Genomic DNA, 20,422 nt, shown 5'->3' with positions numbered 1-20,422 from the left:
CTTTGAGGAGGTTTTGATGCACATTAGATTGGATAATACAGAGTCTCAGAAAGCACAGGAAATAGGGAATTTGATTCGCTCCTATAATCGTTCTAAGAGAGAAGCAGCTGAAAGTGAGCCACTTAACCTTTATGTCGAAGACGATAGCGGTCAACTCATGGCTGGTTTAGTAGCAGAGACCTTTGGAAATTGGCTAGAAATCGAGTATTTATTTGTGAAAGAGGACTTGCGAGGACAAGGAATCGGCTCCCAACTATTACAGCAAGCAGAGAGTGAAGCTAAGAAGAGAAACTGTCGCTTTGCTTTTGTGAATACATATCAGTTTCAAGCGCCAGCCTTTTATCAAAAGCAGGGCTACAAGGAAGTCTTTACCTTAAAAGATTATCCCTACACTGGACAAAGATACTATTATCAAAAGGATTTGAAAACAGGAAATGAATGATCGAAGAAATCGACACATCATAATGGAGTTGGCTTAATGGATATCATACTAGATATGGGTAATGTTTTATTGGAATGGAACAAGGATAAGATTTTGAAAGCTGTAGCTAAAACTCAGAAAGATTATCTGATCTTAGACAAGGCTATTTTCCAGTCGGGGCTCTGGGAAAGATTGGACCTGGGGACCTTGACTCGAGAAGAATTGGTTGATAAGGTTCTTTCTATGATAGGGGATTGCTATCAGAAAAAGGTAGAAGAAGTCATTTGGAACTGGCCTGCCTATATCGATATTTACACGGAAGTCTTTCCGCTTCTTGCACGTTTAAAGGAAAATGGCCATCGTATTTTTGTCCTATCTAATACCTCACCAGTTTTTTATGAATTATTGAAAGATCAATTAGCACCTCTAGAAAAGATTTTAGATGGGTTTGTTCTTTCCTGTGATATTAAGGTCATCAAACCTGATCGAGAAATGTTTGAAGAAATCCTCCGTAAATACGAGTTGGATCCAGCAAATTGTGTCTTTCTTGATGATATAGCAGACAACACTAAGATGGCTGAGACATTAGGCATCAAAGCCTATCAAGTCAAACAGAGAAGTGACGTTGTAGATATTTTGAAAAAATTTGAATAAGCAGAAAACTCTCTATCATTTAGCTGGTAGAGAGTTTTTTGTTAAAAAAAATGTACAAAATGACAGATATATATTGCGTAATGTAAACTATATGATATAATGAACTTAGAAAGAAGCGCAACTTTTTAAAATTATAAAGGAGGTAAGAAGTGGCTAAGAATTTAAAATTAAAACTTGCTCGAGTAGAGCTTGATATGACACAAGGTGACTTGGCAGAAGCTGTAGGTGTGACTAGACAGACTATCGGCTTGATAGAAGCTGGGAAATATAATCCTAGTCTCTCCCTTTGCCAGTCCATTTGCAGATGCTTAGGCAAAACCCTAGACCAACTATTTTGGGAGGAAGAAGATGAAAAATAGATTTTATTATTATCAATTATTAGACGAAAGAGAAGAACAACTGATGAATAAAGCTAGTGCAGAGAGTTTTCATATCTCTATCGGATTGTTGTTTCTAGCTTATTTCATAGCAGTGTTAGCACCAAGCCTTTTTAATCCAAGTATGCTTCTCGTTATTATTTTCATAGGGACTTTTTACTTTTTCACCCGTGCTCGCAATCTCGGTGTGACCTACTATAGTCGTTTTCATTTTACAATTTTAGGATGTCTGTTATTTACTTTAGTGATTACAGCTACCTTGATGCTACAAAACTACCAGTTCAATATCGAAATTTATCAGCATAATCCTCTACATCTTAAATACATTTTTGCTTGGGTATTTACCTATATCTTTTATCTTCCTTGGGTATTTATTGGAAACTTAGGTTTGAAAAGTTATGGTGAATGGGCTCAGAAAAAGTTTGAAAAAGATATGGATAAGCTCGAGAGCATGGAATAGCTTGTTAGCTTTTTATCAATATCGAGAAAATGTGTTATAATAGTACTAATTTATGAGAAAAGAAGAAACATTTTCATTTTTTTACAAATAGGGAAGAAGGACAGTATATGTACCCAGATGATAGTTTAACTTTACACACTGATTTGTATCAAATTAACATGATGCAAGTTTACTTCGACCAAGGCATTCATAACAAGAAAGCAGTTTTTGAAGTTTATTTCCGCCAACAACCGTTTAAAAACGGTTATGCTGTATTTGCAGGTTTGGAACGAATTGTGAAATATCTTGAAAACTTGCGTTTCTCAGATAGCGATATTGCTTATTTGGAATCACTTGGTTATCATGGTGCCTTCTTGGAATATCTCCGTAATCTCAAGTTGGAATTGACTGTACGTTCTGCTCAAGAAGGGGACTTGGTATTTGCCAATGAACCGATTGTTCAAGTGGAGGGGCCTTTGGCTCAATGTCAATTGGTTGAAACAGCCCTCTTGAACATCGTCAACTTTCAAACCTTGATTGCGACTAAGGCAGCTCGTATTCGCTCGGTCATTGAAGATGAACCTTTGATGGAGTTTGGTACACGTCGTGCGCAAGAGATGGATGCAGCTATCTGGGGAACTCGTGCCGCTGTCATTGGTGGTGCTAATGGAACCAGTAATGTGCGTGCTGGTAAGTTCTTTGGTATTCCGGTTTTAGGGACTCATGCACATGCTTTAGTTCAAGTTTATGGAAATGACTATCAGGCTTTCAAGGCTTATGCCTCAACGCACAAAAACTGTGTATTCCTAGTGGATACCTACGATACTCTTCGGATCGGAGTTCCAGCAGCGATTCAGGTTGCGCGTGAACTTGGTGACAAGATTAATTTCCTTGGCGTTCGCATTGACTCTGGAGACATTGCTTATATTTCTAAAAAAGTTCGTCAACAACTGGATGAAGCAGGATTTACGGATGCTAAGATCTATGCATCCAATGACCTTGATGAAAATACCATCCTTAACCTCAAAATGCAAAAAGCTAAGATTGATGTCTGGGGTGTCGGGACTAAGCTCATTACAGCCTATGACCAACCAGCACTTGGAGCAGTTTACAAGGTTGTTGCCATTGAAGATGAAAATGGTCAGATGCGTAATACTATCAAACTTTCAAACAATGCAGAGAAGGTTTCAACACCAGGTAAGAAACAAGTTTGGCGTATCACCAGCCGTGAAAAAGGCAAGTCTGAAGGTGACTACATTACCTACGATGGTGTAGATGTTACTAGTATGACTGAAATCAAGATGTTCCATCCGACCTATACTTACATCAAGAAAACTGTCCGCAATTTTGATGCCGTTCCTCTCTTGGTGAACATCTTCAAGGACGGTAAGCTGGTCTATGATTTACCAAGTCTGCCTGAAATCCAAGCCTATGCTCGTAAGGAATTTGACAAGCTCTGGGACGAATACAAACGTGTTCTTAACCCACAACATTATCCTGTTGACTTGGCTCGTGATGTATGGCAAGACAAGATGGACTTGATTGATAAGATGCGTAAAGAAGCTCTGGGCGAAGGAGAAGAAGAATGAGTTTGCAAGAGACCATTATCCAAGAACTGGGGGTTAAACCAGTGATTGATGCCCAGGAAGAAATCCGTCGTTCGATTGACTTTTTGAAAAGATACTTGAAAAAACATCCTTTTTTAAAGACATTTGTCTTAGGAATTTCTGGGGGACAGGACTCGACCTTGGCAGGACGCTTGGCTCAACTAGCCATGGAAGAAATGCGATCAGAAACAGGTGACGACAGCTATAAATTTATCGCTGTTCGCCTCCCTTATGGAGTGCAAGCTGACGAGGATGATGCTCAAAAAGCCCTAGCATTTATTCAGCCAGATGTGAGCCTGGTAGTGAATATCAAGGAGTCTGCTGATGCTATGACGGCAGCAGTAGAAGCAACAGGCAGTCCTGTTTCCGATTTTAACAAAGGAAATATCAAGGCTCGTAGTCGTATGATTGCCCAATATGCACTCGCAGGAGCTCATAGTGGAGCAGTTATCGGGACTGACCATGCTGCGGAGAATATCACAGGTTTCTTTACCAAATTTGGTGACGGTGGTGCAGATATTCTCCCACTTTATCGCCTCAATAAACGCCAAGGAAAACAACTTTTGAAGGAGCTTGGAGCTGATCCAGCCCTCTATGAAAAAATCCCAACAGCAGATTTGGAAGAAGAAAAACCAGGTATTGCAGACGAAGTAGCTTTAGGAGTTACTTACAATGAAATTGATGATTACCTCGAAGGTAAGCAAGTCAGCCCAGAAGCTCAAGCAACCATTGAAAAATGGTGGTACAAAGGCCAACACAAACGCCACTTACCAATCACTGTCTTTGATACGTTTTGGGAGTAAAAAGGTCCGGGGGACCTTTTTACCTTCTTGCCTAGAAATAAGAAAGCAAGAATAACCTCCAGTGGAGGTTTTTACCCTCTCACCTAGAAATAAGAAAGTGAGAGTAAGTCCGGGGGACTTTTTTAGCCCGAGCCTGAAAATAGAGAAGCGAGGAAAGTCGGGGGGACCTTTTTACCCCGAGTCTAGAAATAGGGAAACGAGGCAGGTCGGTAACTCGAAGAGTTCGATTTCCTTGTCTCACCCCCGCAACGATGACTAGGCTTGAAAAAACTTGCTAAAGTGCATTTCAAGCCAGACAGCGACTGCGTCATAAAATTAGAGGAAACTGTTGTTTTCTCAATGTTTATGAGTAAAGTGTTTTTACCCTGATCCTAGAAATAAGAAAACTAAGAAGGTCCAGTGGACCTTTTTAGCTTGAACATTCAAATAGAAAGCGAGTTACGATTATGAAAGCACTAGGTACACAAACTATTGAGACAGAACGTTTGATACTGAGGAGATTTGTGGAAGGTGATGCTGAAGCCATGTTTGATAATTGGGCTTCACGCTCAGAAAATCTAACTTATGTGACTTGGAATCCACACCTGAATGTCGAACAGACTCGAAATTCTATTGGCAATTGGGTAAAATCCTATGACGATCCAAATTACTACAAATGGGCCATTAGTCTCAAAGAAAATACAGACTATGTCATTGGAGATATTAGTCTGGTCAGTGTGGATGAAGAAAACTTTAGCTGTGAGATCGGATATATCTTAGGGATGGACTACTGGGGGCGAGGACTCATGACAGAAGCCTTGAAGGCAGTTTTATCATACTGTCTGGATGAGATTGAATTTAAAGAGGTTGATGCTTGCTATGTAAGTCTAAATCCTGCATCTGGTCGTGTGATGGAAAAGGCTGGAATGACTTTTTGGAAGACAATTCCAAATGCAGTTGAACGAAAAGGTTATATAGCTGATAAAATTTATTATCAAATCAAAAAATAAGATGGAAAGTTAAGCTTTTCCATCTTATTTTTTGTAATATACTTTTTAATCAAAATAAAGCAAATCTTTGCTGGTACTTGTAAAGAGGTTGAAACCATCTTTGGTTACAACACCACAATCTTCGATACGGACACCGACTTTACCAGGGATGTAGATGCCGGGCTCAACTGAGAAACACATGCCTTCTTCGATAACCATGTCATTTCCTTCCATGATAGATGGGAATTCGTGGACATCCATACCGATACCGTGACCGAGACGGTGGTTGAAGTACTCACCGTAGCCAGCTTTTTCAATCACTTCACGAGCTGCGCGGTCTACTTCATGAGCCGTCACACCAGGTTTGATAAAGTCAAGGGCAGCTTGTTGAGCTTCTAGAGTCAAGTTGTAAATATCTTTCTTGAACTGGTCAGGTTTACCAACAGCGACTGTACGAGTCATATCTGATGCATAACCATTCACCATCACACCGAGGTCAAAGAGGAGAAGGGCATTGTTTTCAACCTTGTTAGCTCCAGGAATACCATGTGGATTCGCAGCATTGTCACCAGTCAAGACCATGGTATCAAAGCTCATTTCATAGCCTTCACGTTTCATAGCGAAATCGATTTGCGCAATGATATCAGTTTCCGTATTATCAAGAGAGATATTGTCAAAACCAACTTTAACAGACTTGTCGGCGTAAACACCTGCAACCATCATCTTTTGCACTTCGTCTGCTGATTTGATCAAGCGCATGCGTTGGATCAATGGAGTCAAGTTTTCAAACTCGGCAGTTTCAAAGACAGTCTTCAAGCCATGATATTTGGTCAAGATGAGATTATCAAACTCAACTGCTACACGTTTGAAATCAAGCTGAGGCAAGGCATTTTGGATCTTCTTCCAAGGGTTTTCAGAGTCCACATAACCAACTACTGGGAATGAGACAGTGCTAGTTGCACGCTCAACCTCAAGTGCTGGAACGAAGAGAAGCGGTTCCTGATCTGCAAGGACAAAAAGGAACATTTGACGTTCGTGTGGATCACTGTAAAAGCCAGTGAGGTAATTAATTGTGACGGGGTCAGACACGACAGCGACGTCTAGTTTTTCTGATTCAAGATATGTTAGGATTTGTTGTAATTTAGACATATGCTACCTTCTTTCTACCCCTCTATTTTTGCAAAAATTAGTAGAAAATGCAAGGGAGAAGGGGAAAAGAACCTAAAAAAATTCCAACAGCTAATAGCATGTTGGAAACTAAATATTAATTGAAGTCTGCCTTGCTTTTAACATCGCTGTATTCTTCAGCAACTTCTTGGCTAAGGATATCCTCATAAGCTGGAAGGTCGATGTCCTGACCATATTTTTTCTTAAGAGCAGTAGTGATCAAGCGATAGGCTAGGTTGGCGTTACGAGATAAGATAGGCCCATGGAAATAAGAACCGAAAACATTTTTATAGTGAACACCTTCACCGACCTTTTCTTCGTTGTTTCCATTTCCGTAGACAACCTGCCCCAGTGGTTTTTGGTCATCTGAGAGGAAGGTACGGCCTTGGTGGTTTTCAAAACCATAGTAGGTTTCATCGAATTCTTCGTTATGAATTTTAATGTCACCAATGAATCGGTTATTGGTTTGGTTGAGTGTGTAATGTCCCATGACACCGAGACCTTCGATGCGTCTTCCGGAAGCTTCAATATAGTATTGGCCTAATAGCTGGAAGCCACCACAGATAGCAAGGACGACACCATCATTTTGGATAAAGTTATCGATGTGTTCTTTTTTAGCAGGCAAATCACCAGCAATGATGCTTTGTTCAAAGTCTTGGCCACCACCGAAAAAGGCAATATCGTAGTGATGTTCATCGAAATCATCATGAAGCGAAACGATATCAACTGTTACATGGGCACCCAGCTTTTCAGCGACGTACTTGAGCATGAGGATATTCCCATTATCTCCGTAGGTGTTCATGAGATTCCCATAGAGGTGGGCGATATTTAGTTGGTAAGGATAAATGCCGTCTTTTGAGGAAAGTGAAGTATAAACCATTAGTTCATCTCCTTTCTAACAAGTTGACGATTGGCTAGTAATTCTCGGAATTCCAGCATAGCAGTGTATGTCGCAAGGATATAGGCATGCTTGCAGTCTTGAGCTTCAATCGTTTTAAGAACTTGTTCCAGGCTACTTGTTTCAGTGATCTTGTCAGCTGGATAGCCAGTAACACGTAGACGACGAGCAATTTCAGAATGACGAACGCCACCCGCATTGATTTCAGGAATGTCCATATCAGTAATTTGCTCAAAGTCAGCATCCCAAATCCAGCTGGTATCAATCCCGTCCGCATAGTTGGCATTGAGGAGAACAGATAGACTAAATGGGTAAGGAGCTAGTTTGATCATTTCGATGGCCTGGGTAGCACCAACAGGATTCTTGATAAGGACAAGGGTACATTCTTTGTCACCAATCTGGAAGGTTTCTTGGCGTCCAAAAACTGCACGACTCTTGTCAAATCCTTGCTTGATTAGTTGTGGCTCAGCTCCGAGGAAGCGGGCAATAGCGACAGCAGCCAGAGCATTGTAGATGTTGTAGAGACCACCGATTTGAATACCGTATTCTTGGCCGTCGATAACAAAACGAGAGCGATTGTTGGTTAACTCAACCAATTCTGTCAGACGGTAATCCAAGTCAGGGCGTTTACATCCACAATTTTCACAGATGTAGGCACCCAAGTTGGCATAGGTATTGAGCTCATATTTGAGGATGCTATGACATTCAGGACAGAGGATTCCCTCCGTGTTGTAGTGAGCTAGCTGTGCTGGACCTTTTTCCAAATCAAAACCAAAATATTGAACAGGATTTGGAATTGCAGGTTTATAGAAAAGTGGACTATCACCGTTCAGCAGAACAGTAGCAGTAGGAACTTTTCGAATAGCATCCAAAATCATGTTATAGGTTGTATAAATCTCACCGTAGCGGTCCATTTGATCGCGGAAAATATTGGTGATAACGAAAAGACTAGGATGGATGTAGTCACAGATATGTGAGAGACTAGCTTCGTCGATTTCAAGAACTGCAATATTTTTTCCAGTTTTTGAAGATTTTGCAGTCAAGAAAGTAGTCGTGATTCCTGTTATCATGTTGGCACCACTAGGATTAGTTAAAACTTGACCATAAATTTCCTTTAGGATACCGACAGTGAGAGCGGTTGTCAAGGTTTTTCCATTGGTTCCAGTTACCACAACAATCTCGTAGTTCTTTGCTAAATGTTGTAAAATATCTTTATCAAATTGAAGGGCAAGTTTTCCAGGGAGTGTACTTCCACGTCCAAGACGACTCAAAATAAAATGAGAAGAACGCCCAGCAAGAAGGCCCAAAGTAGTTTTTAATTTCATGTTTCTATTATATCATAAATGCTGAAAAAGACAGATTTGAGATTTTAGAAAAAGAAAAACAGCCCAAGGAGGGCTGCTTGATAAAACTAAATCGCAAACAAGTCATTCAAGTTCTCAGCCAAGGTTGGGTGAGTGAAGATTTGTTTTGTGAAGTAAGTGTAAGGAATCTTGTTGTCCATTGCAACAGTGATGATATTAATGATTTCTTGTGATCCTTCTGAAAAGATAGTTGCACCTAGAATTTCTTTAGTTTCAGTGTTGACAACAGCTTTGAAGGCTCCACGAAGGTCACCATTTACATGACCACGAGGCATAGCAGCAACAGGAATTTCCTTAACAGCGTATGGAAGTTTCAAATCAGCTGCTTGGCTTTCAGTCAAACCAACTTGTGAAAGGGCAGGTGTGATGAACATGGTATTTGGCACATTGAGGCGGTCTTCAAGTGTGTAGCTGCCATCACCAGCAAGGTAGCTGTAAACAACACGAAAGTCATCTAGTGAAATGTAGGTAAATTGTAGTCCACCGTTGACATCTCCAACTGCAAAGACACCAGGAACGTTTGTTTGACAAAGTTTGTCCACCTTGATAGCACCACGTTCAGTTAGTTGAATATCCGTATTTTCAAGATGAAGTGGCTCTACATTTGGTTTACGTCCTGTTGCGTAGAGAAGGGCATCGAAACGGTAGGTTTCATTCTCTGTCACGACAAGAACTTGGTCACCATCGTTTTTGATTTCAGTAGTATGGATATTTTGAAGCAGTTCAATGCCGTCTTCTTCCATGTATTGTTTAGCAAGAGCTGCGATGGAAGGTTCTGCGCGAGGTAGGAAAGTATCTAGAGCATCTAGGACTGTTACCTTGCTTCCAAGTTTATTGTAGAGACCAGCAAACTCAAGGCCGATATTTCCACCACCAAGGATTCCGAGTTTTTCTGGTAATTGTTCCAAGTTTTGGATACCAGTTGAATCAAAGACATTCTTGCTAGTAGATAGTCCTGGAATAGGCAAAACGTTTGAAACAGCACCAGTGTTGATGACGATTGTTTCAGCAGTTAGTTCTTGTTTTTCATCACCAGCTTGAATTTCGATGACTTTATTAGAAACAAAGTGGGCTTCGGCATCAATGATATCAACTCCAGTACCAGCAATAGTAGCATAGTTTTTACCATTGAGACGACTGGTAATCGTATTTTTTGTTGCCATGACTTCGTCAAATGACAAGTTCTTTTCTGCAGCAACTAGCAAGGTTTTAGTTGGGATACAACCGATATTGATACAAGTTCCGCCGTACATCGCCTTACTACGTTCGATAAGGGCAACTTTTTTACCAGCTGAAGCTAGTTTGGCAGCAAGAGTTTTACCTGCCTTACCAAATCCAATAACAATTAAATCGTATGTTAACATTTTTAAATCCTCCTGTTTGATTTCATTCTAGCACAAGAAAAAAATAATTTCACAAATCTGCTACGGAAAATTAAAGAGACTTCCGCCTTGAGAGCAAGTCATTTATGAATGTTATTGATTAATCAAATTGAAGATATTACGAATACTTAAGCTAAAAAATCGTTTACATGATTTAATCAGAGGGTCTGACTATCTTTTAACCATTTCTTGTGTTATACTAGATAAGTTGCAAAGAAAGCAGTACTTTTCTTTTGTGGAAAAGAAGCAACACGATCTTTCATAGAAGATATGAAAATACGTCATGAAAAGAAAAGTATAAACTAAGCGCTATAGGGTGGCTTCGCACCACCTTTAGAAAGAAGAAAAACGTGAAATTTAATGAATTTAACTTGTCTGCTGACCTTTTGGCAGAAGTTGATAAAGCAGGATTTGTGGAAGCAAGTCCTATCCAAGAGCAAACTATTCCTTTGGCTCTTGAGGGAAAAGATGTTATCGGTCAAGCACAGACTGGTACAGGGAAAACAGCAGCCTTTGGCTTACCAACCCTTGAAAAAATTCGAACAGAAGAAGCAACTATCCAAGCTTTGGTGATTGCCCCAACTCGTGAACTTGCTGTCCAAAGTCAAGAGGAACTCTTCCGTTTTGGTCGAAGCAAGGGAGTCAAAGTTCGTTCAGTCTATGGTGGTTCAAGTATTGAAAAACAAATCAAGGCTCTTAAATCAGGGGCTCATATCGTAGTAGGAACACCAGGACGACTTCTTGACCTCATTAAACGCAAGGCTTTGAAATTGCAGGACATTGAAACTCTCATCCTTGACGAAGCAGATGAGATGCTGAATATGGGATTCCTTGAAGACATCGAAGCAATCATCTCTCGTGTACCGGAAAATCGTCAGACTCTACTCTTTTCAGCAACCATGCCAGAAGCTATCAAGCGTATCGGTGTTCAGTTCATGAATGAACCTGAGCATGTGAAGATTGCTGCCAAAGAATTAACAACAGAACTAGTTGACCAGTACTATATCCGTGTTAAGGAACAAGAAAAATTTGATACCATGACTCGTCTCATGGATGTTGAACAACCAGAATTGTCTATCGTCTTCGGTCGTACTAAACGTCGTGTGGATGAGTTGACTCGTGGGCTTAAAATCCGTGGTTTCCGTGCAGAAGGGATTCATGGAGATTTGGACCAAAACAAACGCCTTCGTGTCCTTCGTGATTTTAAAAATGGCAACCTTGATGTCTTAGTTGCAACAGACGTGGCTGCTCGTGGTTTGGATATTTCAGGTGTGACTCATGTCTATAACTACGATATTCCTCAAGACCCTGAGAGTTATGTTCACCGTATCGGCCGTACAGGGCGTGCAGGTAAGTCAGGTCAGTCTATTACCTTCGTTTCACCTAATGAAATGGGTTATCTACAAATCATTGAGAACTTGACTAAGAAACGCATGAAAGGTCTCAAACCTGCAAGTGCAGAAGAAGCCTTCCAAGCTAAGAAACAAGTTGCTCTCAAGAAAATTGAACGTGATTTTGCTGATGAAGCTATTCGTGGAAATTTCGAGAAATTTAGCAAAGATGCCCGTAAATTAGCAGCTGAATTCAGTCCTGAAGAATTGGCTATGTACATTCTTAGCTTAACAGTTCAGGATCCAGATAGTCTTCCAGAAGTTGAGATTGCACGTGAAAAACCACTGCCATTTAAACCATCAGGTAATGGCTTCGGTGGTAAAGGCAAGGGAGGACGTCGTGGTGAGGATCGTCGAGATCGTGATCGCCGTCGCGACAATCGTCGTGGTGAACGTCGAGATGATTTCAAAAAAGGCAGTCGCAAAAACGACCGCTTTGAGAAGGAAAAACGTTACCGTAAGGATAATAAAAAACCACGTAATACTTCAAGTGAGAAGAAAACTGGTTTTGTAATCCGTAACAAGGGTGATAAATAATAAAAAAAGCGGTTCACTGAGGTGGATCGCTTTTATATATAAGGAGACCGAGAGTCAAGAAAAGTTTAATACGAGAAAATAGATTTATATATTTATTATTTTGTAATATTATATTATCAAAAATTTAGAAACCTGTCAACAAGAAAATTAGAAAAAACTAGTAAAAATTTTCGAACAGTCATGAATTGCAATTCAATAAACAATTTTCAGATAATTATTGAAATAATGATCAATTTATGATATAATGGAAGCGATTAAATACGAGGTGAAAAATGGCACATTTATTAGAAAAAACGAGAAAAATTACGTCTATCCTGAAGCGTGCGGAGGAGAAATTACAAGATGATCTTCCATATAATGCCATCACACGCCAATTAGCGGATATTATTGATTGCAACGCTTGTATCCTAAATAGTAAGGGACGTCTTTTGGGATATTTCATGCGCTACAAGACTAATAATGATCGTGTAGAGCAGTTCTTCCAAACAAAGATTTTCCCTGAGGACTATATCCAAGGGGCAAATATGATTTACGATACAGAAGCAAATCTGACTGTAGATCACGAATTAAGCATCTTTCCAGTTGAGAGTCGTGCAGATTTCTCAGAAGGTTTGACAACAATTGCTCCAATCCATGTTTCTGGGATTCGTTTGGGATCTTTGATTATCTGGCGTAATGATAAGAAATTTGAAGATGAGGATTTGATTCTTGTTGAGATAGCTAGTACGGTGGTTGGTATTCAGCTTTTGAACTTCCAACGTGAAGAAGACGAGAAAAATATCCGTCGTCGTACAGCCGTAACGATGGCAGTCAACACTCTTTCTTACTCTGAGTTACGAGCAGTGTCAGCTATTTTGGGTGAATTGAAAGGCAATGAAGGACAATTAACTGCGTCAGTCATTGCAGACCGTATCGGTATTACGCGTTCTGTGATTGTCAATGCCCTTCGGAAGCTCGAATCAGCAGGAATTATTGAAAGTCGTTCACTGGGGATGAAGGGAACTTATCTTAAGGTCTTGATCCCAGATATCTTTGAAGAAGTGAAAAAGAGGGACTATTAATGGCTAAGGCTTTAATTTCGATTGACTATACAGAAGATTTTGTAGCGGAACATGGAAAATTGACAGCTGGAGCTCCCGCTCAAGCTATATCAGAAGCGATCAATCAGGTGACTAGATTAGCATTTGACCGTGGAGATTATATTTTCTTTACCATTGATGCTCATGAGGAAAATGATGTCTTTCATCCAGAAAGTAAACTATTTCCCCCTCATAATCTGATTGGGACTAGCGGGCGTAATCTATATGGTAAGTTAGCCGAGTTCTATCAGGAATATGCTGGCGATAGTCGTGTTTTCTGGATGGACAAACGTCACTATTCGGCTTTTTCTGGCACAGATTTGGATATCCGTCTGAGAGAGCGTCGCGTGGATACAGTCATTTTAACAGGTGTTCTTACAGATATCTGTGTATTGCATACGGCTATTGATGCCTATAATCTTGGGTATCAGATAGAAGTTGTTAAGCCAGCAGTCGCATCAATCTGGCCTGAAAATCACCAGTTTGCACTTGGACATTTTAAGAATACATTAGGAGCGAAACTCCTTGATGAAAATCTAGTTGAAATCAAAGAATAATGTATTCAAAAAAAATGAAAAAAATCTGAAAAAGTAATCGACGCGGGGATGGCGGAATTGGCAGACGCGCAGGACTAAGGATCCTGTGACCGCTTTAGGTCGTGAGGGTTCAAGTCCCTCTCTCCGCATAGTAGTGAGCTAGCTTTGGCTAGCTCTTTTTTGTTGAAATGCATAGCAATAAATCTCCAGGAGAAGAATACCTTTTTCTTATGGTTTTTTTCTTTCAATTCAAAAAGTGCTATAATAGAGATAGAAAAGATGGCAAAAGTTCAGTTTTGAAAAATTAGAGAGGTAGTAGTGTAGAAAAGTTTAATCTATCCTAGTTTATAAGGGTTCTTATCAGAAAGCTTTCATAGTTAAAGACTTGTATTTCCTGATTTAAAATAAGTATTTCAAAAATGTAAAGGGGGATTACGATGGTTAATGAACTTCAACGAATAATGAGCGCCTTTATTCAAATTCTCTTTATTATTTTACTACCTTCTATCTGGTGGTTTCTGACTGTGAGGGGGAAAGTCCCATTTCTGGAATGGATTGGTTTAAAATCTATTAAAAGGGATAAAGATTCTTATCTAATTACATGGATAATTGGTGGTTTTCTCTTGTTTACCATTTTTTATATGCTTGTCTTTCCTCTAACACGTAGTATAGAAACGGCTACTTCGACTTTTTCTGGTATGGGCTATAAGGCTTTACCAAGTATTCTAATTTATAGTATTTTGCAAACATCTTTGCCAGAGGAACTGCTATTTAGAGGTTTTCTACTGAAACGAATGGCAAATCACACGCCATTTGTCTTTGCAAATACGATACAGGCTATCACTTTTGGACTGCTTCATGGAATATTATTTGCTTCAGTAGTAAGTTTAGAAGTCACTTTTTTCATTATATTTTTTACCGGAGCAATAGCAGCTTACCTTGGTTTTGTTAATGAAAAGAAAGCAGGAGGCTCTATTTTTACAAGTTGGATCATACATGCTGTAGCTAACATTTTCTCTGGGATAGTTGCTGCATTTTCTCTGTTTTAATCTGGGTGATTTATAAATATAAAGTCAGTAGAAATACTGGCTTATTTTATTTCAAAAATTTTTCTTATTTCATAAACATTTCATATTTGGATATTATAATAGTCTTACAAATATGGAGGTGCTATATGAATCCCACTCAAAGAGCTTGGGCTTACGTCAGCAGAAAACGACTGAGAAGTCTCATTTTATTCTTGATTCTATTTGTCTTATTGGCTGGAATATCGGCTTGTTTGACGCTCATGAAGTCCAACAAAACAGTAGAAAATAATCTCTATCGCTCATTGAATACATCTTTTTCGATTAAAAGAATAGAAGCAGATCAGACCTTTCAACTGTCTCAACTAGACGAGCTTAAAAAGATAAAAGGTCTTGAGGAGATTTCCCCAGAGCTTGAGACAATAGCTAAGTTGACTGACAAAGAAGTCGTTACTGGAGAACAAAGTATCCAAAGGGATGATTTGACAGAGGCTGAAAAAAATCTTATCAGTTTAATGGCTTTGAAAGATTCTTCCAAGGATGTTTCCTTTACAAGTTCCGCCTTTACCCTTAAAGAAGGAAGGCATATCGAAAAAGGGGATAGTAAAAAAATCTTAATCCACGAAGATTTAGCTAAGAAAAACAATCTAAAGCTAGGAGATAAGATTAGCTTAAATCCTGGTCAAGTAGAAAATGGTAGTGGAAAAACTCTTGAGTTTGAAATAGTCGGTATTTTCTCAGGTAAAAAACAAGAGAAATTTACTGGTCTTAGCTCAGACTTTAGTGAAAACACGGTCTATACAGACTATGAAAGTAGCCAAACTCTTCTTGGAAATAAGGAAGCTCAAGTAACTGCCGCTCGTTTCTATCTAGAAAATCCAAAAGAGATGGACAGCATCATTCAAGAAGTTGAAAAATTATCTCTGGAAACTAAAGATTATCAAGTTGAAAAGGAAAATAAGGCGTTTGAACAAATCAAGGATTCAGTTTCGACCTTCCAAACCTTCTTACAAATTTTCCTCTATGGCATGATGATTGCTGGTGTAGGAGCGCTAGTCTTGGTCTTGTCCCTTTGGTTACGAGAGCGTATTTACGAGGTTGGTATTTTATTGGCACTAGGGAAGGGAAAAGGAGCAATCTTTAGCCAATTCTGCCTGGAAGTCATCTTGGTTTCAGTGGCAGCTATTCTACCTGCATTTGTGGCTGGGAATGTCATCACTTCCTATCTCTTGAAGACTGTACTAGCAAGCGGTGACCAAGCTGCACTACAAGATACTCTGGCAAAGGCAACGAATCTTACAACAAGTCTTCTATCATTTGGAGAATCTTATATTTTCCTACTTATAATTAGCTGCTTGTCAGTTGCACTTTGTTTTATCTTTTTATTTAGAAAATCACCTAAGGGAATTTTATCATCTATTAGTTAATGAAGGAGAAATCATGACTTTACTACAATTACAAGATCTTACGTATCGTTATAAAAACACTGCAGAAGCAGTTTTGTATAAAATCAATTACGATTTTGAACCAGGGAAATTTTATAGCATCATTGGAGAATCAGGAGCAGGGAAGTCTACGCTCTTGTCTCTCTTAGCAGGACTTGATAGCCCAGTAGAAGGTGCTATTAAGTTTGAGGGAAAAGATATTCGTGAACAAGGTTATTCTTATCACCGTATGCACCATATCTCGCTGGTTTTCCAAAACTATAACTTGATTGATTATCTTTCTCCATTGGAAAATATCCGCTTGGTCAATAAAAAGGCCAGCAAGGAGACTCTTCTTGAACTTGGTTTAGATGAAAGTCAGATTAAGCGGAATGTTCTTCAATTATCAGGTGGGCAACAACAACGCGTTGCCATTGCTCGTAGCCTTGTATCTGAAGCACCAGTGATTTTAGCAGATGAACCAACAGGAAACTTGGATCCTAAGACTGCTGGGGATATCATCGATTTGCTCAAATCTCTCGCTGAGAAAACAGGCAAGTGTGTGATCGTTGTGACCCACAGCAAGGAAGTAGCACAGGCGTCTGATATTACACTTGAATTGAAGGATAAGAAATTGACTGAAATAAGAACAAATAGTAACTAAAACTTTTAAACATATTAAAAACGGAAGTAAATCTAGAAAGGAATCTTATGTTACACAACGCATTTGCCTATGTCACAAGAAAATTTTTCAAGTCTATTGTGATCTTTCTTATCATTCTCTTGATGGCTAGTTTGAGTTTGGTCGGTTTGTCTATCAAGGGTGCGACAGCCAAGGCTTCTCAAGAAACCTTTAAAAATATCACCAATAGTTTCTCCATGCAAATCAACCGCAGGGTCAATCAAGGAACTCCACGTGGTGCGGGGAATATCAAGGGTGAAGATATCAAAAAAATTACCGAGAACAAGGCCATTGAATCCTACATCAAACGGATTAATGCTATCGGTGATTTGACAGGCTATGAACTTATTGAAACGCCTGAAACCAAGAAAAATCTAACTGCAGATCGAGCTCAACGTTTTGGAAGTAGCTTGATGATAACAGGTGTCAATGACTCTTCTAAAGAAGACAAGTTTGTGTCAGGCTCTTACAAACTAGTCGAAGGTGAGCATTTAACCAATGACGACAAATACCAGATTCTCATGCACAAAGACTTGGCTGCTAAACATGGCTGGAAAGTAGGGGACAAGGTCAAACTGAACTCCAATATCTACGATGCAGATAATGAAAAAGGAGCCAAGGAAACAGTAGAAGTAACGATCAAAGGACTTTTTGATGGACACAACAAATCTGCTGTGACCTATTCACAAGAACTTTATGAGAATACAGCTATCACAGATATTCACACAGCTGCCCAACTCTATGGTTATACAGAAGATACAGCTATTTATGGAGATGCTACCTTCTTTGTGGCTGGAGATAAGAACCTAGATACTGTCATGCAAGAATTAGGGTCGATCAACGGCATCAACTGGAAGATGTATAGTTTGATTAAGAGTTCATCTAACTATCCTGCCCTCGAACAATCTATCTCAGGCATGTACAAGATGGCCAATCTTATCTTCTGGGGTAGCTTGAGCTTCTCAGTTCTTCTACTTGCTCTCTTACTCACACTATGGATTAACGCCCGTCGTAAAGAGGTTGGAATTCTCCTTTCAATTGGTCTTAAACAAGCAAGTATTCTAGGACAATTTATCACAGAAGCAGTTATGATTGCAATTCCAGCACTAATTTCAGCTTACTTCTTAGCTAACTATACTGCTCGTGCCATTGGAAATACAGTTCTTGCAAATGTCACATCAGATGTGGCTAAGCAGGCTAGTAAGGCAGCCCAAGCCTCTAATCTTGGTGGTGGTGCAGAAGTCGACGGCTTTAGCAAGACACTTTCAAGTCTGGATATTTCCATTCAACCTTCGGACTTTGCCATCATCTTTGTACTTGGCTTAGTTCTAGTAGTGCTAGTTATGGCACTTGCTTCCAGCAATCTCCTCTTTAAACAACCAAAAGAACTCTTGTTGGATAGTGAATAAAAAACATGCTACCTATTCTCATTCAAATGAGATATAATATAGGTAGCATTTTTGATAGAAAAGGATTTATATGAAAATTCTAATTGTAGAAGATGAAGACATGATCCGTGAGGGGATTAGTGACTATTTGACGGATTGTGGATATGAAACCATTCAGGCAGCTGATGGCCTTGAGGCCTTAGAACAATTTGCCAACCACCAAGTTGCCCTGGTTCTCTTAGATATTCAAATGCCGAAACTCAATGGTTTAGAGGTTTTGTCAGAAATCCGTAAAAACAGCCAAGTTCCAGTCTTGATGTTGACAGCCTTTCAGGACGAAGAATATAAGATGAGTGCCTTTGCTGCATTAGCTGATGGTTATTTGGAAAAGCCTTTTTCTCTATCTTTGTTAAAAGTACGAGTGGATGCCATCTTTAAACGTTATTATGATACTGGTCGTATTTTCACCTATAGAGATACTGAGGTAGACTTTGACAGTTATAGCGCCAAAGTGGCTGGTCAAGAAGTTGCAGTGAATGCAAAAGAACTGGAAATTTTAGACTATCTGGTTAAAAATGAAGGTCGAGCCTTAACACGGTCGCAAATTATCGATGCTGTATGGAAGATGACAGATGAGGTTCCTTTTGACAGAGTGATCGATGTCTATATCAAGGAACTACGGAAAAAATTGGATTTAGATTGTATTCTTACCGTGCGCAATGTTGGTTATAAATTGGAGAGAAAATGAGACGTTCAGGTTTATTTAAAAAAATTTTTATCTATACCTTCTCGGTATTTTCTACCTTGGTCATTTGTTTGCATTTGGCCATCTATTTTCTCTTTCCTCCGACCTATCTCAGTCACCGTCAGGAAAGCATCGGGCAAAAGGCTACAGAAATTGCCCAGTCTCTCCAAGGTAAAGATAGTCAAGCTATTCAGGAAGTCCTTGAACTTTATTCTAAAAGCAGTGATATTAAGGGAGCTGTTAAGGGAGAGATGACTCAGGATAAGTTGGAAGTCAATGATAATCTTCCCATTGATAAACAACGACAGACGGCCTCCTTGGTTATTGAGGAAAGAGAAGTTCAAACCAAGGATGGTCAGACGATGACCTTGCAATTCTTGGCATCTATGGATTTGCAGAAAGAAGCAGAAGACATCAGTCTTCAATTTCTGCCTTATACTTTATTAGCGTCTTTCATCATTTCGCTTCTCATCGCCTTTATCTATGCTAGAACCATTGTTGCTCCTATTTTGGAAATCAAACGAGTGACTCGACGAATGATGGATTTGGATGCAGAAGTGAGGTTGCGCGTGGATTCTAAGGATGAAATTGGCGATCTCAAAGAACAAATCAATAGCCTTTATCAGCATCTCTTGACGGTCATTGCAGACTTGCATGAAAAGAACGAGGCCATCCTCCAGCTTGAAAAGATGAAGGTTGAGTTTTTGCGAGGAGCTTCCCATGAGCTCAAGACACCTCTTGCTAGTCTAAAGATTCTTTTGGAAAATATGCAAGCCAATATTGGTCGCTATAAAGATCGTGATCGTTATCTGGGAGTTTCTCTAGGAATTGTGGATGATTTAAGTCACCATGTCCAGCAAATTCTATCCCTTTCTTCGGTACAGGAATTGCGAGATAAGAAGGAAGAAATCAATCTTTTGGATATGACCAATCTTCTATTGAAGGACTATGACTTATTAGCCAAAGAGAGAGAAATCACTGTAGACAATCAACTGACTAACCAACAAACTTATCTAAATCCTTCTGTACTCAAGCTTATTCTTTCCAATCTTATCAGTAATGCTGTGAAACACTCTGTTCAAGGAGGCTATCTAAAAATTGGAGCAAAAGATGGTTGGGTTTTCATTGAGAACGCCTGTACACCTGAGGAGCAAGATAAGTTTGAACAATCCTTTACGGCTTCTAGTCGACAAAGTAAGGGAGCTGGCTTGGGACTTTTCGTGGTCAAAAGTTTATTAGAAAATGAAGAAATTAACTATCATTTTGAAAGAGCTGAAGATCACCTAGTATTTTTCATGAAGCTACCTCAGACCGAGTTGGAAAGTGATTAAGAAAGGGTTTACATCTATCTAATTGGAAGAAATTCAATCTAAAGTATGGGAAAAACTAGCTTTTTTTGCTAAAAAGTGATAAAATGAACAATGTAAATGGGATGTCCCATAAAAATATACAGGAGGCCTGATAAAATGGCAATCGTTTCAGCAGAAAAATTTGTCCAAGCAGCTCGTGACAACGGTTATGCAGTTGGTGGATTT

General features: G+C 39.4%; 20 protein-coding genes, 1 tRNA gene and 1 pseudogene. 18 read left to right on the top strand and 4 right to left on the bottom strand.

Annotation, left to right across the window (positions count from 1 at the left end; genetic code table 11):
* The first annotated feature begins 16 nt into the window (after positions 1 to 16).
* From E7C97_RS04030 to E7C97_RS04000, 7 genes are all read left to right on the top strand, one after another.
* On the top strand, positions 17 to 442 hold the full coding sequence (locus E7C97_RS04030; RefSeq protein ID WP_080982689.1) for a GNAT family N-acetyltransferase: 426 nt from the start codon (positions 17 to 19) through the stop codon (positions 440 to 442).
* 36 nt (positions 443 to 478) lie between these two features.
* The gene (locus tag E7C97_RS04025) at positions 479 to 1,075 is read left to right on the top strand and encodes an HAD family phosphatase (RefSeq protein ID WP_316108232.1); all 597 of its coding nucleotides are present in this window, start codon (positions 479 to 481) and stop codon (positions 1,073 to 1,075) included.
* Between the two features lie 149 nt (positions 1,076 to 1,224).
* Positions 1,225 to 1,434: a helix-turn-helix transcriptional regulator gene (locus tag E7C97_RS04020; protein ID WP_001107501.1), complete on the top strand. Its 210-nt coding sequence runs from the start codon at positions 1,225 to 1,227 to the stop codon at positions 1,432 to 1,434.
* Positions 1,424 to 1,912, top strand: a complete 489-nt coding sequence (locus E7C97_RS04015; RefSeq protein ID WP_316108231.1) for a DUF6773 family protein — start codon at positions 1,424 to 1,426, stop codon at positions 1,910 to 1,912. The genes E7C97_RS04020 and E7C97_RS04015 overlap by 11 nt, the downstream gene beginning before the upstream one ends.
* Before the next feature lie 107 nt (positions 1,913 to 2,019).
* Positions 2,020 to 3,480: a nicotinate phosphoribosyltransferase gene (locus E7C97_RS04010; protein WP_316108230.1), complete on the top strand. Its 1,461-nt coding sequence runs from the start codon at positions 2,020 to 2,022 to the stop codon at positions 3,478 to 3,480.
* Complete coding sequence (nadE, locus tag E7C97_RS04005; protein WP_316108229.1) at positions 3,477 to 4,301, top strand: ammonia-dependent NAD(+) synthetase; 825 nt, start codon at positions 3,477 to 3,479, stop codon at positions 4,299 to 4,301. Before E7C97_RS04010 ends, nadE begins: the two co-directional genes overlap by 4 nt.
* 446 nt (positions 4,302 to 4,747) lie before the next feature.
* The gene (locus tag E7C97_RS04000; protein ID WP_316108228.1) at positions 4,748 to 5,290 is read left to right on the top strand and encodes a GNAT family N-acetyltransferase; all 543 of its coding nucleotides are present in this window, start codon (positions 4,748 to 4,750) and stop codon (positions 5,288 to 5,290) included.
* A gap of 45 nt (positions 5,291 to 5,335) precedes the next feature.
* Here E7C97_RS04000 and E7C97_RS03995 read toward each other — a convergent pair whose 3' ends face one another.
* The 4 genes from E7C97_RS03995 to E7C97_RS03980 all read right to left on the bottom strand — a co-directional run bounded on the left by E7C97_RS03995 (position 5,336) and on the right by E7C97_RS03980 (position 10,062).
* Positions 5,336 to 6,418 carry a Xaa-Pro peptidase family protein gene (locus E7C97_RS03995; protein WP_316108227.1) on the bottom strand — a complete coding sequence of 361 codons (1,083 nt, stop codon included), beginning with the start codon at positions 6,416 to 6,418 and terminating at the stop codon, positions 5,336 to 5,338.
* 115 nt (positions 6,419 to 6,533) lie between these two features.
* Positions 6,534 to 7,316, bottom strand: a complete 783-nt coding sequence (gatD, locus tag E7C97_RS03990; protein ID WP_316108226.1) for a lipid II isoglutaminyl synthase subunit GatD — start codon at positions 7,314 to 7,316, stop codon at positions 6,534 to 6,536.
* A complete protein-coding gene (gene murT / locus E7C97_RS03985; protein WP_316108225.1) occupies positions 7,316 to 8,659 on the bottom strand; it encodes a lipid II isoglutaminyl synthase subunit MurT in 1,344 nt (447 codons plus the stop codon). Before murT ends, gatD begins: the two co-directional genes overlap by 1 nt.
* An 86-nt stretch (positions 8,660 to 8,745) precedes the next feature.
* Complete coding sequence (locus tag E7C97_RS03980) at positions 8,746 to 10,062, bottom strand: FAD-containing oxidoreductase (protein WP_316108224.1); 1,317 nt, start codon at positions 10,060 to 10,062, stop codon at positions 8,746 to 8,748.
* A 368-nt stretch (positions 10,063 to 10,430) separates the two neighbouring features.
* Between E7C97_RS03980 and E7C97_RS03975 the strand changes: the two genes are divergently transcribed.
* The 11 genes and pseudogenes from E7C97_RS03975 to E7C97_RS03925 all read left to right on the top strand — a co-directional run.
* Positions 10,431 to 12,008, top strand: a complete 1,578-nt coding sequence (locus E7C97_RS03975) for a DEAD/DEAH box helicase (RefSeq protein WP_316108223.1) — start codon at positions 10,431 to 10,433, stop codon at positions 12,006 to 12,008.
* 272 nt (positions 12,009 to 12,280) lie between these two features.
* The gene (gene codY / locus E7C97_RS03970; RefSeq protein WP_316108222.1) at positions 12,281 to 13,069 is read left to right on the top strand and encodes a GTP-sensing pleiotropic transcriptional regulator CodY; all 789 of its coding nucleotides are present in this window, start codon (positions 12,281 to 12,283) and stop codon (positions 13,067 to 13,069) included.
* Positions 13,069 to 13,644 (top strand): isochorismatase family cysteine hydrolase, encoded by a 576-nt coding sequence (locus E7C97_RS03965; RefSeq protein WP_316108221.1) that lies wholly within the window; start codon positions 13,069 to 13,071, stop codon positions 13,642 to 13,644. Before codY ends, E7C97_RS03965 begins: the two co-directional genes overlap by 1 nt.
* Before the next feature lie 42 nt (positions 13,645 to 13,686).
* Positions 13,687 to 13,772: transfer RNA gene (locus tag E7C97_RS03960), tRNA-Leu, on the top strand.
* 288 nt (positions 13,773 to 14,060) lie between these two features.
* Complete coding sequence (locus tag E7C97_RS03955; RefSeq protein WP_316108220.1) at positions 14,061 to 14,672, top strand: CPBP family intramembrane glutamic endopeptidase; 612 nt, start codon at positions 14,061 to 14,063, stop codon at positions 14,670 to 14,672.
* Positions 14,673 to 14,797: 125 nt separating this feature from the next.
* Entirely contained in the window at positions 14,798 to 16,075 is a 1,278-nt protein-coding gene (locus E7C97_RS03950) for an ABC transporter permease (RefSeq protein ID WP_316108219.1), read from the top strand.
* 13 nt (positions 16,076 to 16,088) lie between these two features.
* On the top strand, positions 16,089 to 16,736 hold the full coding sequence (gene vex2 / locus E7C97_RS03945) for an ABC transporter ATP-binding subunit Vex2 (protein WP_316108218.1): 648 nt from the start codon (positions 16,089 to 16,091) through the stop codon (positions 16,734 to 16,736).
* Between the two features lie 47 nt (positions 16,737 to 16,783).
* Positions 16,784 to 18,163 carry an ABC transporter permease subunit Vex3 gene (vex3, locus tag E7C97_RS03940; RefSeq protein WP_316108217.1) on the top strand — a complete coding sequence of 460 codons (1,380 nt, stop codon included), beginning with the start codon at positions 16,784 to 16,786 and terminating at the stop codon, positions 18,161 to 18,163.
* Between the two features lie 70 nt (positions 18,164 to 18,233).
* Positions 18,234 to 18,890, top strand: a complete 657-nt coding sequence (vncR, locus tag E7C97_RS03935; RefSeq protein ID WP_316108216.1) for a response regulator transcription factor VncR — start codon at positions 18,234 to 18,236, stop codon at positions 18,888 to 18,890.
* Entirely contained in the window at positions 18,887 to 20,218 is a 1,332-nt protein-coding gene (gene vncS / locus E7C97_RS03930) for a sensor histidine kinase VncS (RefSeq protein WP_316108215.1), read from the top strand. The genes vncR and vncS overlap by 4 nt, the downstream gene beginning before the upstream one ends.
* Before the next feature lie 135 nt (positions 20,219 to 20,353).
* Positions 20,354 to 20,422 (top strand): annotated as a pseudogene (locus E7C97_RS03925) (fructose/tagatose bisphosphate aldolase); the annotation flags it as partial.

Source organism: Streptococcus sp., assembly GCF_032481935.1.
Lineage (GTDB): Bacteria > Bacillota > Bacilli > Lactobacillales > Streptococcaceae > Streptococcus.
This window is presented reverse-complemented; position numbering and strand designations above follow the sequence as displayed.

Bases quoted from the DNA above. Each gene is read 5' to 3' on its own strand.
- E7C97_RS04030 (WP_080982689.1), top strand. From the start codon at position 17: ATGCACATTAGATTGGATAATACAGAGTCTCAGAAAGCACAGGAAATA.
- E7C97_RS04025 (WP_316108232.1), top strand. From the start codon at position 479: ATGGATATCATACTAGATATGGGTAATGTTTTATTGGAATGGAACAAG.
- E7C97_RS04015 (WP_316108231.1), top strand. From the start codon at position 1,424: ATGAAAAATAGATTTTATTATTATCAATTATTAGACGAAAGAGAAGAA.
- E7C97_RS04010 (WP_316108230.1), top strand. From the start codon at position 2,020: ATGTACCCAGATGATAGTTTAACTTTACACACTGATTTGTATCAAATT.
- nadE (WP_316108229.1), top strand. From the start codon at position 3,477: ATGAGTTTGCAAGAGACCATTATCCAAGAACTGGGGGTTAAACCAGTG.
- E7C97_RS04000 (WP_316108228.1), top strand. From the start codon at position 4,748: ATGAAAGCACTAGGTACACAAACTATTGAGACAGAACGTTTGATACTG.
- E7C97_RS03995 (WP_316108227.1), bottom strand. From the start codon at position 6,418: ATGTCTAAATTACAACAAATCCTAACATATCTTGAATCAGAAAAACTA.
- gatD (WP_316108226.1), bottom strand. From the start codon at position 7,316: ATGGTTTATACTTCACTTTCCTCAAAAGACGGCATTTATCCTTACCAA.
- murT (WP_316108225.1), bottom strand. From the start codon at position 8,659: ATGAAATTAAAAACTACTTTGGGCCTTCTTGCTGGGCGTTCTTCTCAT.
- E7C97_RS03980 (WP_316108224.1), bottom strand. From the start codon at position 10,062: ATGTTAACATACGATTTAATTGTTATTGGATTTGGTAAGGCAGGTAAA.
- codY (WP_316108222.1), top strand. From the start codon at position 12,281: ATGGCACATTTATTAGAAAAAACGAGAAAAATTACGTCTATCCTGAAG.
- E7C97_RS03965 (WP_316108221.1), top strand. From the start codon at position 13,069: ATGGCTAAGGCTTTAATTTCGATTGACTATACAGAAGATTTTGTAGCG.
- E7C97_RS03955 (WP_316108220.1), top strand. From the start codon at position 14,061: ATGGTTAATGAACTTCAACGAATAATGAGCGCCTTTATTCAAATTCTC.
- E7C97_RS03950 (WP_316108219.1), top strand. From the start codon at position 14,798: ATGAATCCCACTCAAAGAGCTTGGGCTTACGTCAGCAGAAAACGACTG.
- vex2 (WP_316108218.1), top strand. From the start codon at position 16,089: ATGACTTTACTACAATTACAAGATCTTACGTATCGTTATAAAAACACT.
- vex3 (WP_316108217.1), top strand. From the start codon at position 16,784: ATGTTACACAACGCATTTGCCTATGTCACAAGAAAATTTTTCAAGTCT.
- vncR (WP_316108216.1), top strand. From the start codon at position 18,234: ATGAAAATTCTAATTGTAGAAGATGAAGACATGATCCGTGAGGGGATT.
- vncS (WP_316108215.1), top strand. From the start codon at position 18,887: ATGAGACGTTCAGGTTTATTTAAAAAAATTTTTATCTATACCTTCTCG.